This window comes from Pseudomonas sp. 43NM1, assembly GCF_002836905.1.
In the GTDB taxonomy this organism is placed as follows: domain Bacteria; phylum Pseudomonadota; class Gammaproteobacteria; order Pseudomonadales; family Pseudomonadaceae; genus Aquipseudomonas; species Aquipseudomonas prosekii.
On sequence record NZ_MKGS01000172.1, the window covers coordinates 21,245 to 33,387 of the forward strand.

Genomic DNA, 12,143 nt, shown 5'->3' on the forward strand with positions numbered 1-12,143 from the left:
AGCGCCGCAAGCCGTTCTCAGCGAGTCTGGGTGCCATCACCCAAATCATCCCAATACGGCGGCGTGCCAATCGCCTGCAGAAAGTAATCCCACACCACCCGCACCTTCTGCGAACGCAGGCGATTCTCCGGCGAGAGCAAATGTATCTGGCTCGGCGACTGCTCCACCGAGCCTTGCCACTGCGGCAATAGCCGAATCAGCTGTTGATTGACGAAGCTTTCGCGGCTGAACAACCACGACGGGAAAAACACAATTCCCCGCCCCGCCATCGCCGCTTCCACCAATACCTGCGCGTTATTGCTGCGCAGCGGGCCGTGCACATCGATGATTTCGACATCCTCACTGCCAGATTGGCCGTCGCCGGGCGTGCGGAAAAACCAGCGCTGGGCGCCGCCGGTGCCTTTGTAGACCAGGCAGGCGTGGTTTTTCAGGTCTTGCGGCGAGCTCGGTTTGCCGTGTTTTTTCAAATAGTCGGCGCTGGCGCACAGCACGTATTGCTGATCGCAGATCTTGCGGCCGATCAAGCCGGAATCCTGCAGATGACCGACGCGAAAAATGAGGTCGGCGCCCTCCTGAATCGGGTCGATATAGGCATCCGTGACCGTCAGTTCCACGGTCAGTTTCGGGTATTTGTCGTAGAGGCCATTCAGCAGTTTGACGATGTGCAAACTGCCAAACGCTACCGGCGCGTTGATCCGCACCAGGCCTCCTGCTTCGGCGCCCTTGCCCATGATTTCTTCGTCGGCGGCGTCGAGCAATTCCAGCACGTCACGGATTTGCAGGTAATAGCGCTCGCCGGCGTCAGTGAGTTTCACCGCGCGAGTGTTGCGATACAGCAGTTGCTGGCCGACCTCGCGTTCGAGCGAGGCGATAAAACGCGACACCGATGAGGCCGGCACCTGAAAATGCCGCGCCGTCGCAGTGAAGCTGCCGGTCACGGCAACCATTGCAAAGTAGCGGTGCGCTTTCAGGTGCATGGGCAACTCTCATCAGGAAGTTTTTCGGCGGAAACAGCAAAACAGCCGTTACAAATGTAACGGCTGTCGATACCTCAGGCCAGCAAAGATCCGGCGCTTAGCCCTGATGCGGCGCGTAGTCGATGTAGCCCTCGGCGCCACCACCGTAAAAGGTTGCGCGTTGCGCTTCGGTCAGCGGCCAGTTGTTTTTCAGGCGTGCGACCAGGTCCGGGTTGCTGATGAACGGCGTACCGAACGCGGCAAGGTCGATCATGCCGTCATTGATCAAGTCTTCTGCGCGAGCGCGGGTCATGCCGCCCGCGAGGATCAAGGCAGTTTGCGCCAGCCTGGATTTCATCGCCGCCAGCAAATTGATAAACGCATCCGTTGGGCCGCCACCGGCATCTTCGGTACCCGGCGCCGGGAACCCGGATTGGTCCATCACATGCACGTAAGCCAGTTTGCGCGCGCCAATTTCGGCGGCCAGCGCGGTGTAGGTTTCGTCGATTTGCGGGTACCACGGCATGTCGAAGAGTTGCCCGTAAGGCGAAACGCGAATGCCCACGCGCCCGGCGCCGATTCGGGCGACCACGGCGTCGATCACTTCCAGGGTGAAGCGCAGACGGTTGTCCAATTCGGCAGCGGAATATTGGTCGGTGCGGTCATTCACCAGCGGATTGAGAAACTGCTCGTGCAGATACCCGTTGGCGCCGTGGATTTCCACGCCGTCAAAACCGGCTTCAATCGCATTTTGTGCCGCTTGGGCAAACTCACCGACGATGCGCGAAACCTCTTCAGTGTTCAGCTGACGCGGCGCCGGCGGTTCCACCAGTGCGGGTTGGCCATCGGCGTCATAACCGAACGCCGTCGCACCCACCGGACGTTTGCTGGACGCGCTCACGGGCAGTTTTCCACCTTCCTGAATCGACGGATGCGAAACGCGACCGACGTGCCAGAGTTGCGCGAACATCTTGCCGCCGATGGCGTGCACCGAGTCGGTGGTCAGGCGCCATCCGGCGATTTGCTCGGCGCTGAAGATGCCCGGGTTGAACAGATAACCCTGGCCCTCGCGGGAGATCGGCGTGCCTTCGCTGACGATCAAACCGGCAGTGGCCCGTTGCGCGTAATACAGCGCAATGCGCTCGTCAGCGACGTCGTGCGGGGCACGGGATCGGGTGAGCGGCGCCATGACCACGCGGTTGTTCAGCGTGATGTCGCCCATGTTGAAGTCTTCGAAGAGTTTCGACATTTGAGTACCTGCGAATAAGTGGATTGAAAGCTGTGAGCAAGGCCGATTACGCCGCCTCGAACTCACTTGGGAAGTGTTGAATGTTGAAGTTGCGTCGATGCTAACTGGAGGCACGCAGAGCCACAATCCGCCTGAATCGCAAATGACTATTGCTTTTTCAGCAACGCTGACAGTAACGGTGACAGCAACGAAGCCGCTGGGTAAGCGGCTTCGTTTGATCCAAATCGAGCTGTATTTTCAGGACTGCACGAACGCCAAAAGGTCTGCGCTCAGCCGTTCTTTGTGCGTGTCGGTGATGCCGTGCGGCGCGCCTTCGTAGACGATCAGTTGGCTGTCTTTGATCATTTTTGCCGAGGCGCGTCCCGCCGCGTCGATCGGCACAATCTGGTCGTCGTCACCGTGGATGATCAAGGTCGGCACGTCGAACTTCTTCAGGTCCTCGGTGAAGTCGGTTTCGGAGAACGCTTTGATGCTGTCGTGGGTGTTTTTATGGCCACCGAGCATGCCTTGCAGCCACCAGGCATTGATCACGCCTTGCGACGGCTTGGCATCGGGCCGGTTGTAACCGAAGAACGGCCCGCTCGGGATGTCGATAAACAGCTGCGAGCGGTCGGCCAGCAGGCCTTGGCGAATGCCGTCGAACACCGACACCGGCAGGCCGCCGGGGTTGGCGTCGGTCTTGACCATCAGCGGCGGCACCGCCGAAATCAGCCCGGCCCTCTTCACCCGCGCGGTGCCGTGACGGCCGATGTACCGTGCCACTTCGCCGCCGCCCGTGGAGAAACCGAACAGCGTCACGTCGGTGACGTCGAGGTGATCAAGCAACTGCGCGAGGTCGTCGGCGTAATGGTCCATGTCATTGCCGTCCCACGGCTGACTGGAGCGGCCATGCCCGCGCCGATCATGGGCAATGCAGCGAAAGCCGTTGGCGGCCAAGTGATACATCTGCGCTTCCCAACTGTCGGCGTTCAACGGCCAACCGTGGCTGAACACCACGACCGGGCCGCTGCCCCAATCCTTGTAATAGATTTCCACGTTGTCTTGGGTGGTGAAGGTGCTCATGGTTTTTGCACTCCCAGGGAGTTTTGGCGGATGTTCATGGCGTGGTGCCGGGCAATTAACTGCCACAGCATGGTGAGATACAGCGGCGGCCCACTACGTAAAATCGGCAAGTTGCGCCGACAACAATCGCTGCAAATTTGCCTGTTTTACGTAGTGCCGTTTCGCGCTCGGCGCAACGCTTGAGCAAGTCAATCAAGGCAGATAACGCGCCGACATGAACACACCGGACCCTGCACTTGCGACCGCAACCAGCCCTCGCATCAACTGGCAGCAGGCCAAGCGTCAGGCCAGCATCGCCAGGGTGGTGGAGCTGCTGCAAGGCGCCGACGAGCAACCGATTCGCCTGTCCGACCTGTGCCGCCAGGCCGGGGTCAGCGAGCGCACCTTGCGTTCGATTTTCAAGGAAGCGTTCGGCGTCGGGCCTAATCGTTATCTGCATGTTCGTCGTTTGCACCTGGTGCGTGCGGCGTTGTCGATCGCCAATCCGACTACGCAAACGGTCAGCCAGATCGCCCTGCGCTTTGGCTTCTCCGACAGCGGGCGGATGGCCGCCGATTACCACCAATTGTTCGGCGAATACCCAAGCAAAACCCTGTTGCGGACCTTGCTGTGAAGCGGGCCGTGAGGCTGGCTATAAGTGGCTCAAGGCCTTGGCGGCTTTCAGCGATTGCGCGGGCAGCGTGCCGAAATACTGTCGATAGAGGCTGGCGAACCGGCCGAAGTCCCACACGCCGAAGCGTGCGCAAATGTGCGTGATGGTGTCCTCCGGCCCGGCGTGGCGGATGGCTGCGCGGATCGCGTGCAAGCGGCGGATCATCAAATAGCGATGCGGGCTCATGCCGAGGTATTCGTTGAACACGTTGCGCACCGTGCGCTCTGACGCGCAGGTCGCCTGGCAGATGTCTTCGGTGTACACCGACTGGATGTCCAGGGTGTCGAGCAGTTCCAGCGCGCGGCGCAGGATGTCTTTGTGGTCGCGGTTGTGGCGCGGCGCCGCGTGCACCGGATCGACCGGCAGCAACAAGCGAAACACCACGTCCATCACCTCGGTGCGCGCGGCCTGCTCCGCCGCGTCGGTGTGCAGCGCTCGCGGCGCGTGGGCGTCGATGTGAAACAGCCGCCGCGCCAGCCATAACAATGGGCCGAGGTGGCGCTGGGCATTGCTCACCAGGTTGCGATGCAGCAGCGAAAAGTCGAATTCGTCCTCGCGGATCGCCGCCCAGCGCAACACTAATTCGCAGGACATCGCCACCGTCAGCCAACTCGCCGGGCTCTTCGCGTTGATGTGAAACATCGCGTTCGGCACCATCCAGCCGACCCGCCGACGGTTGAAGGCATTGCCGTCGACCACGGTCGATTCGTGCGCGGTCAGCGGCACGAAAATATTGAAGTAACCTGGCAGGCCGATCCCGGTGTAGACCGTGCCCGCGCCCTCGCGGCCGCTCATCAGCGCCACGCCATTGAGGTCGACGACGTTCAGTTGCCAATCGCGCTGCTGCCGCGTGCGCAGCACATAACGGCCCTGCACGCCGTATAAAGCCTCTTCGAACTCATCGAATTCCGAGCAGATCAACTGCACCATCGACGCACCTCAATGATCCCGGACAGCAGACGGCAGCCTCCATGCCAGTTCGGTCCAGGTCATCAGCATAGACGACGAAAACGGCAGGCCAAGCGACGGCCCATGCCGCCCATCCGCCCGCCGTTTTCAACGGATCAACGGTTCAGGTATTCGCTGGTGGAAATGACCGGCGCGTAGCCGAATGCGAGTGCCGCCATGAACGCCGCGTGCACCTGCGCGGCGGGCACCTTGACCCCGTTGAACTCCATGTCCAGCGTGGCGCAGGCATCGTGCAGCACGGTGGTGGTATAGCCGAAATCCACCGCCGCGCGGGTCATGCCGTCGACGCACATGTGGCTCATGTTGCCGACTACCACCACTTCGTTGATGCCGTGCTGATCGAGGATGTCCTTGAGCTCGGTTTCGCGGAACGAGTTGATGTAATGCTTGAGCACCACTGGCTCGTCCTGACGGTTTTTCGCACTTTGGTGGATCTGTGCGCCTTCGCTGCCGGGGCGGAAGAACGGCGCGTTGGCGTCCTTGAATTCATGGCGGATATGCACCACCAGATCACCGCGCTCACGAAACCGCTCGATGACCCGCGCGGCTTGTGCGGCGGCCTCCTCGACCTGCGAAAGCGCCCAGCGGCCGCCGGGGAAATAGTCGTTCTGGATATCGACGACCACCAATGCTTTTTTGTTGGAATCGCTGCTGCTCATGAGTGTTCTCCACGTAACGGATTGACGGGTTGACGGGTTAACGAGAGCCAGGTGAATTCAAAGAACGCTGCGCAAGTCGGTCTCGGTCTCGGCTTCGGGTTCGACCGTGCTCGGGCTCAGGTTCAAGGCTTTGGCCACACCGGCGCCGTACGCCGGATCGGCTTTGGCACAGTTGTCGATGTGTCGCTGTTTGATCATCTGCGGCGCATCGCCCATGGCCCGCGCCGTGTTGTCGAACAGCAATTGTTGTTGCAGCGAGGTCATCAGGCGAAACAGCTTGCCGGGTTGCTCGTAATGGTCTTCGACGAGGCTCTGGTCCCAGTGCCCGGCATCGCCGTCGAGCGGCAAGGTCGGTTCGTGCAGCTGCCGGTGATCCTGCCATTCGCCGAAGCTGTTGGGGTAATACGACAGGGTCGAGCCGAGGTTGCCATCGGTGCGCATAGCGCCGTCGCGGTGGTAGCTGTGGAACGGGCAGCGCGGCGCGTTGACCGGGATGTGATTGAAGTTGACCCCGAGGCGATAACGTTGCGCATCGCCATAGGAAAACAGCCGCGCCTGGAGCATTTTGTCTGGCGAAAAACTCACGCCGGGGACGATATTCGCCGGGGAAAACGCGGCTTGTTCGACCTCGGCAAAATGGTTCTCGGGGTTGCGATTGAGTTCGAGAATGCCAACCTCTTGCAGCGGGTATTCGCCGTGCGGCCAGACTTTGGTCAGGTCGAACGGGTTGTGCCGATGCGTGCGCGCCTGCTCTTCGGTCATGGTCTGGATGCACAACTTCCAGCGCGGGAAGTCGCCGCTTTCGATGCTTTCGTACAAGTCGCGCAGATGACTTTCGCGATCGGCGCCGACCACTTGCGCCGCTTCGCCGTCGCTGAGGTTGGCAATTGTTTGCTGGCAAACGAAGTGAAACTTGGCCCACACGCGCTGGTTTTGCGCGTTGATCAGGCTGAATGTATGGCTGCCGAAACCGTGCATATGCCGGTAGCTGCTGGGGATGCCACGATCGCTCATGATGATCGTGACCTGATGCAGCGCCTCGGGCAGCAGCGTCCAGAAGTCCCAGTTATTGGTCGGTGAACGCAGCCCCGTGCGCGGATCGCGCTTGACCACATGGTTGAGGTCGGGAAAACGCAGCGGGTCGCGAAAGAAGAACACTGGCGTGTTGTTGCCGACGATGTCCCAGTTGCCTTGATCGGTGTAGAGCTTGACCGCAAAACCGCGAATATCGCGCTCGGCGTCAGCAGCGCCGCGTTCGCCGGCCACCGTGGAAAAACGTACGAACGCCGGGGTCTGCTTGCCGATTTCCGCAAACAGGCTGGCCTTGCTGAAACGGCTGATGTCGGCGGTCACGGTGAACGTCCCGTAGGCGCCGGCGCCCTTGGCGTGCATACGCCGTTCGGGGATCACCTCGCGGTCGAAATGGGCGAGTTTTTCCAGCAGCCAGATGTCTTGCAACAACGCCGGCCCGCGCGGCCCGGCGGTCTGGCTGTTAAGGTTGTCGAGCACCGGGGCGCCGGTGGCGTGGGTGAGGTTTTTATCGTTCATGTGGGCGACCTCTCACGGAAAGGACTCAGTTGAAGCGAACGCATGATCCGAGAATGCCCAGCGCCGGACTACGTAAAAACGGCAAATAGTCGGGCATCGCGCGCGGGGTTGATCGGCGCAGTCTCGTGCGTAAGCTCGGGCGCAATAACGGCTAATCTGAATAGACCAGCCACACGGCCTCACACATTTTGGGGAACGAGATGATTGGAAAAACTGCGCGGCAGTGCTCGTCCTGGCGCCTGCCCTGCCTGATCGTCATCAGCCTGGCGCTGACGGCGGGTTGTTCGAGCAAATCGAGCTCGACCCAGGGTTCGAGCTGCTATGCCAAAGCGGTCCCGACGGCCGGCGAAGGAGGCTTGGCCTGGGGCGACAGTTTGCACATGGCGCGTAAAAAGTCCCTGGATAACTGCTACCGCTACGCCAGCCGCTCCGGTGGTACGCCGAAGACTTGCCAAGTCGTGCTGGCCAAATGCAAAAACTAGCCGAAAAGCGCTGAGTTTGAGCGCGGCGCTGCAAAAAACTGGAACCTCACCCGAGCCTGCCAATCAACCCTATATAGATTCAGGTTGAGGAAGGTGTGTGATGACGGCGAGTGAGGACTTGATGGACTGGAATTCACGCTGGCGAATAGCCAACGGGGTCGTCTGGTGCCGGACCTGCCACGCCCGGCAACCCGAAGTCGAGCGCCCCGCCGCGTTCGCCCATTCCCCCGGCTGCGGGCGCGCGCAGGAGCGGTGTGATCCGTGGGATGAGTTGGATGGGATCTGCAAAAAGTTCGACGACGGCGTCTGAGTCCTGCACCTGCTACCCATAGCGATTTGGGGCAAGCATGTCCTGCGCGAAAGTTTCCCGACGCAATACCTGCCCATTCAGCGCTAACCGCTCACCTTTCCAGCATTGCGGCCGATGTCTCTACCTCAGGGCATAGGAGCAATACAGATGAGAAACAATCAACCCGTCACGCAGCGCGAGGTCAGCCTCGGACCTCAACAAAAACTCATCTCGACCACGGATGCACGAGGCGTTATCACGTACTGCAACGACGCGTTTGTCGACATCAGCGGTTTCGACAAAGTTGACCTGATCGGCGCGCCGCAAAATATCGTCCGCCACCCGGATGTGCCCTCGGCCGTGTTCGCCCATATGTGGGCCGCGCTGAAGCTGGGCAAACCGTGGATGGGCATCGTCAAGAACCGTTCGAAAACCGGCGATCATTATTGGGTCAACGCTTACGTCACGCCGGTTTTTGAAGGCAGTCAGGTCGTGGGTTACGAGTCGGTGCGGGTCAAACCGACCGCCGAGCAAATCCGTCGCGCCGAAGCGCTGTATAAACGCCTGAGCCTGGGCAAATCTGCGGTCCCTGGCAGCGATAAATGGCAACCCGCCCTGCTCGCTGCCCTGCCAGTTCTGGCCATGGGCTTGGTGGGCACGTTGGGCGGCGCTTATCTGGGCATTGCTCCAGCCATCGCGCTGGCAGTTGCGGTGTCGGTGCCGATTGGTTTGTTCGTTTCGCGGCAGCAGAATCAAGGCGCGCTGCGTTTGCTGGACATGGCCGAAGCATCCACGTCCGATGCCTTGCTGGCGAAAATGTACAGCGACGAACGCGGCCCGCAGGCACGTCTGGAAACCGCGTTTGTCAGCCAGGCTTCGCGGCTCAAGACTTGCCTCACGCGCCTGCAAGACACCGCTGAACAATTGAATCAACTGGCCGGCCGTTCTGACGGTCTCGCCGCCGACAGTTCACGCGGGCTGGAACGCCAACGCGTCGAAACCGAGCAAGTGTCGACGGCGGTCAATCAGATGGCTGCGACCACCCAGGAAGTCGCCAGCCACGTGCAACGCACCGCCGACGCCACTCAGGAAGCCAACGTGCTGACCGGCCGTGGGCGCGAAGTCGCGCGCGACACCCGCGAGGCGATTCAGCGTCTGTCGGTGGTGGTCGGGGAAACCGGGGCGACCGTCGCGCAATTGGCCAGGGACAGCAACGAAATCGGCACCGTGGTTGACGTGATCAAAGGCATCGCCGACCAGACCAACCTGCTGGCGCTGAACGCCGCCATCGAAGCCGCACGCGCGGGCGACATGGGCCGGGGTTTCGCCGTGGTTGCCGATGAGGTGCGCCAATTGGCGCAACGCACCACCGAGTCGACCGCGCAGATCCACAGCCTGATTTCCAAGCTGCAGGTGTCGTCGAACAACGCGGTGAAAACCATGGAAAGCGGTCATCGTCAGGCTGAAGAAGGCGTGGCGTGGGTGCTTGAAGCGGACAAGGCGTTAGTCGGCATCAGTGAAGCCGTGGCCAATATCACCGACATGACCACGCAGATCGCCGCCGCGACCGAAGAACAAACTGCAGTCGCCGAGGAAATCAGCCGCAACATCACCACCATCGCCACTCTGGCCGATCAGACGTCCGAACAGGCGCGGCATTCGGCCGAGCTGAGCAAGGAATTGACCGACACCGCCAAGGCGCAATATTCACTGGTTGAGCGGTTCAACCGATAAATCTTGCCGCCTCGATCCGGACCGCACGTCAACCACAGGTTATGCGCGTAAACGGGTCAAGTGCGGCGGTTGATCAAGACACCAGCAACGCCTGATGCACTTCAATCGAAGGCACCGCCCCCTCTAAGCGCCGAGTGTCCAGCCAGCCTCGAGTCTTGGCGATGTCGAAAATCTGGCCCTGATCCATCAGGGCCAGAATCAAATCATCGGATACCCGATAACGCCCGCAATCCGGGCAATCTCTTTCTTCCCAGGGGCCGTCGCACAGGATGCGCTGGGCGGCACCGACACAAATCAGACAATTCATCGCGATCACCTTTTTCTTGTTGTACACGATCCGTCGTGGGCCGCTTCGATGTGATCTTCACCGGTGAGCGATCAGTTATTTGCTCTCGTCAGCCTTGCCCTCCTGCATCTGAACGGAGGATTTGGTGCCGTCGGTGTTGTCCTTGGTTTCGTTGTTCGAGTTGTCGAAGCAACCGTGCAGCATGAACAAACTGCAAAAACCCAGGCTTACGTATAACTTTTTCATCAAATGACTCCTGTTAACGCAGCCCCCGAATGGGGCTTAACGCGGCTCCCGGATGGGACAGCCGTTGTGCTCCGCGCGAAATCCGGCGGACATTTCATAGGATGGCTTACGAACGCGCATTACGCCTCCCAACGGTCGGCACCACGGTGTAGAAGGTCTTGCCGAAGATAGGGATTCGCGCCTGGCCTCGGGGTGTCACTTGTCTGTCAAAACCAACGGCAGGTCGTTCAAACATTCGCGACAAACGGCGGACCGGCGGTTTGCCACTGAGCCTCAACCGCCGACAATCTGAATTTTCCGCGCGCCACGGCGTCTGCTTTTTTAGCAACAATGGCTTGAGCAACACTCGGTTGAGCAACACTCGGTTCAACAAAGCAGCTAAAGGAGCAAACAAGCTTGGCCTATCTTGATTGGGTGCAGTGGCCGGCGATGCTGGTGACGGTGCTGGCTGCGTGGTTGATCGGCTCGCAGCGCCCGAAGCGCCGAATGACCGGGTTCTTCTGTTTCATCCTGAGCAATATTCTGTGGAGCATTTGGGGCTTTTATGCCGAAGCCTATGCGCTAATCGTTTTGCAGATTTGCCTGTGTTTGATGAACCTGCGCGGCTGCAAGAAAAATTTTCGTGGACAGTAAAAATCAGGACGCGCGATGGCCGAGCAAGTTCTTGCGAAAACCGCGCGCGTTCATCCCCAGCAACACGCATTCCAGCAAGATCAGCGCGTAAGCATCTGCATGTAGCCCCCAGATAACCCACAACGCATTGCTCGCGATAAAGCCCCAAAACGCAAACATCCGCCGCCGCGGGCGCTGCGAACTGACAAACCACGCCGACACCACCGTCACTACCATCGCTGGCCATTGCAACGCGTCGATCAGTTCTATGCTCACGGTGCCGCGCCCGCATTAATCGACGGATTAAGCGACGCGCCGAGCGAGGCCAGATACTCGCCAAAACCGCCGCGGCATTTGAAATCGCGACGTGCGCTGGTGACGACCGGATTGGTTGCGGTCCAGACAATTCGCGCGCCGGTGCGCTCCAAATCGGCCACCAGGTGAACGTCTTCGTGTGCCTCCAGGTGCTGAAACCCTCCGGCGTTTCGATAGGCTTCGGCGCTCAAACCAAGGTTGGCGCCGTGGATGTGCCGATGATTTTCGACGAATTGGTAGAGCTCCAGATAACGTGAACGCACCGATTCACCGTGATCATTCCAGCTATCAACTTCGACCGTGCCGCACACCGCGTCAGCCTTGAAACCAAGCTGGCGAGCCAGCCAATCGTGCGGCACCACGGTGTCGGCATCGGTGAATGCCAGCCATTGCGCGCCGGCGCTGAGCAACTGCTGGGCGCCCGTCGCGCGGGCGCGGCCAACGTTCTGAAAGGTCACTTCCAGTTGCCCGACGCTATGCGCCGCGACCCGTTGCGCGGTGGCGTCCGAACACGTATCCAAAACCACCAGCACCGCCACGCGCTGGCCACACAGGTCAGCATGCTCGGCGGCACGCAGGACGGAGTGCAGGCAATCGGTGATGTGTTTTTCTTCGTTATGCGCGGGAATCACAACACCGATCATAAACGGCTCCTCGTTCAGGCGAAGTGGACGGTCTCCAGTTATCGACACTCGCCGTTAGAAGAAGGTTTAAACAATTTGCGCCGCTATTGTTCGGCGTCGTGACCGAAGAATTTTGGATCAAGCACCAGCTCGCGCAGCGGTTTCAGGCGTTGCTCGGCCAGATCGGCCTGGCGCAAGCATTCATCGGCATCGCCGCCGGCACCCGAGGTCCGTGCCAACCCGGCCATTTGCCGGAGCAGCAGGATGCGCTCTTCGACTGCGCGCAAGGTGTCCCACAGACCGGTATCGATGGCCGCGTTGACCTCGCAAATCAGCGATTTCATCGAGAACGCATGGCCGGTGTGGCAACGAAATCGCACGATCGGGCCTTCTTCGATCTGCACCAGCACGCCGTGACAATCCGGGCAGGTGAACTGCGAAACCTTGCCCAGCCCCATCAC

At 60.3% G+C, this 12,143-nt stretch carries 14 protein-coding genes and 1 pseudogene; 4 read left to right on the top strand and 11 right to left on the bottom strand.

What is annotated here, in order from left to right; genetic code table 11:
• Positions 1 to 17: 17 nt before the first annotated feature.
• The 3 genes from BI292_RS21670 to BI292_RS21680 all read right to left on the bottom strand — a co-directional run bounded on the left by BI292_RS21670 (position 18) and on the right by BI292_RS21680 (position 3,267).
• The gene (locus BI292_RS21670) at positions 18 to 977 is read right to left on the bottom strand and encodes a LysR family transcriptional regulator (protein ID WP_101209112.1); all 960 of its coding nucleotides are present in this window, start codon (positions 975 to 977) and stop codon (positions 18 to 20) included.
• A 97-nt stretch (positions 978 to 1,074) separates the two neighbouring features.
• Entirely contained in the window at positions 1,075 to 2,205 is a 1,131-nt protein-coding gene (locus BI292_RS21675; protein ID WP_101209113.1) for an alkene reductase, read from the bottom strand.
• Between the two features lie 237 nt (positions 2,206 to 2,442).
• Entirely contained in the window at positions 2,443 to 3,267 is an 825-nt protein-coding gene (locus BI292_RS21680) for an alpha/beta fold hydrolase (protein WP_101209114.1), read from the bottom strand.
• A gap of 214 nt (positions 3,268 to 3,481) precedes the next feature.
• Here BI292_RS21680 and BI292_RS21685 point away from each other — a divergent pair, with 214 nt between their 5' ends.
• On the top strand, positions 3,482 to 3,880 hold the full coding sequence (locus BI292_RS21685) for a helix-turn-helix transcriptional regulator (protein ID WP_101209115.1): 399 nt from the start codon (positions 3,482 to 3,484) through the stop codon (positions 3,878 to 3,880).
• 18 nt (positions 3,881 to 3,898) lie between these two features.
• Here BI292_RS21685 and BI292_RS21690 read toward each other — a convergent pair whose 3' ends face one another.
• The 3 genes from BI292_RS21690 to BI292_RS21700 form a co-directional block, all read right to left on the bottom strand.
• Positions 3,899 to 4,849, bottom strand: coding sequence for an AraC family transcriptional regulator (locus tag BI292_RS21690; RefSeq protein ID WP_101209116.1), 951 nt, complete (start codon positions 4,847 to 4,849; stop codon positions 3,899 to 3,901).
• A gap of 134 nt (positions 4,850 to 4,983) precedes the next feature.
• The gene (locus tag BI292_RS21695; RefSeq protein WP_092280402.1) at positions 4,984 to 5,547 is read right to left on the bottom strand and encodes a cysteine hydrolase family protein; all 564 of its coding nucleotides are present in this window, start codon (positions 5,545 to 5,547) and stop codon (positions 4,984 to 4,986) included.
• Between the two features lie 57 nt (positions 5,548 to 5,604).
• Positions 5,605 to 7,095, bottom strand: coding sequence for a catalase (locus BI292_RS21700; protein WP_101209117.1), 1,491 nt, complete (start codon positions 7,093 to 7,095; stop codon positions 5,605 to 5,607).
• A gap of 200 nt (positions 7,096 to 7,295) precedes the next feature.
• Between BI292_RS21700 and BI292_RS21705 the strand changes: the two genes are divergently transcribed.
• Positions 7,296 to 7,577, top strand: coding sequence for a hypothetical protein (locus BI292_RS21705; RefSeq protein ID WP_101209118.1), 282 nt, complete (start codon positions 7,296 to 7,298; stop codon positions 7,575 to 7,577).
• 517 nt (positions 7,578 to 8,094) lie between these two features.
• Entirely contained in the window at positions 8,095 to 9,600 is a 1,506-nt protein-coding gene (locus BI292_RS21715) for a methyl-accepting chemotaxis protein (RefSeq protein WP_371918747.1), read from the top strand.
• A gap of 73 nt (positions 9,601 to 9,673) precedes the next feature.
• On the opposite strand, the gene BI292_RS21720 is transcribed toward BI292_RS21715, so the two are convergent.
• The gene (locus tag BI292_RS21720) at positions 9,674 to 9,934 is read right to left on the bottom strand and encodes a hypothetical protein (protein ID WP_256592720.1); all 261 of its coding nucleotides are present in this window, start codon (positions 9,932 to 9,934) and stop codon (positions 9,674 to 9,676) included.
• Between the two features lie 48 nt (positions 9,935 to 9,982).
• Positions 9,983 to 10,132 (bottom strand): hypothetical protein, encoded by a 150-nt coding sequence (locus BI292_RS28965; RefSeq protein WP_167370451.1) that lies wholly within the window; start codon positions 10,130 to 10,132, stop codon positions 9,983 to 9,985.
• Between the two features lie 396 nt (positions 10,133 to 10,528).
• On the opposite strand from BI292_RS28965, the gene BI292_RS21725 reads away from it, so the two are divergent.
• Positions 10,529 to 10,765 (top strand): hypothetical protein, encoded by a 237-nt coding sequence (locus tag BI292_RS21725; RefSeq protein ID WP_092280394.1) that lies wholly within the window; start codon positions 10,529 to 10,531, stop codon positions 10,763 to 10,765.
• A 3-nt stretch (positions 10,766 to 10,768) separates the two neighbouring features.
• On the opposite strand, the gene BI292_RS21730 is transcribed toward BI292_RS21725, so the two are convergent.
• From BI292_RS21730 to BI292_RS21740, 3 genes and pseudogenes are all read right to left on the bottom strand, one after another.
• Entirely contained in the window at positions 10,769 to 10,981 is a 213-nt protein-coding gene (locus BI292_RS21730) for a hypothetical protein (protein ID WP_371918748.1), read from the bottom strand.
• 35 nt (positions 10,982 to 11,016) lie between these two features.
• Positions 11,017 to 11,703 carry a glycosyltransferase family 2 protein gene (locus tag BI292_RS21735; RefSeq protein WP_101209120.1) on the bottom strand — a complete coding sequence of 229 codons (687 nt, stop codon included), beginning with the start codon at positions 11,701 to 11,703 and terminating at the stop codon, positions 11,017 to 11,019.
• 83 nt (positions 11,704 to 11,786) lie between these two features.
• Positions 11,787 to 12,143, bottom strand: a pseudogene (locus tag BI292_RS21740) (chemotaxis protein CheB); the annotation flags it as partial.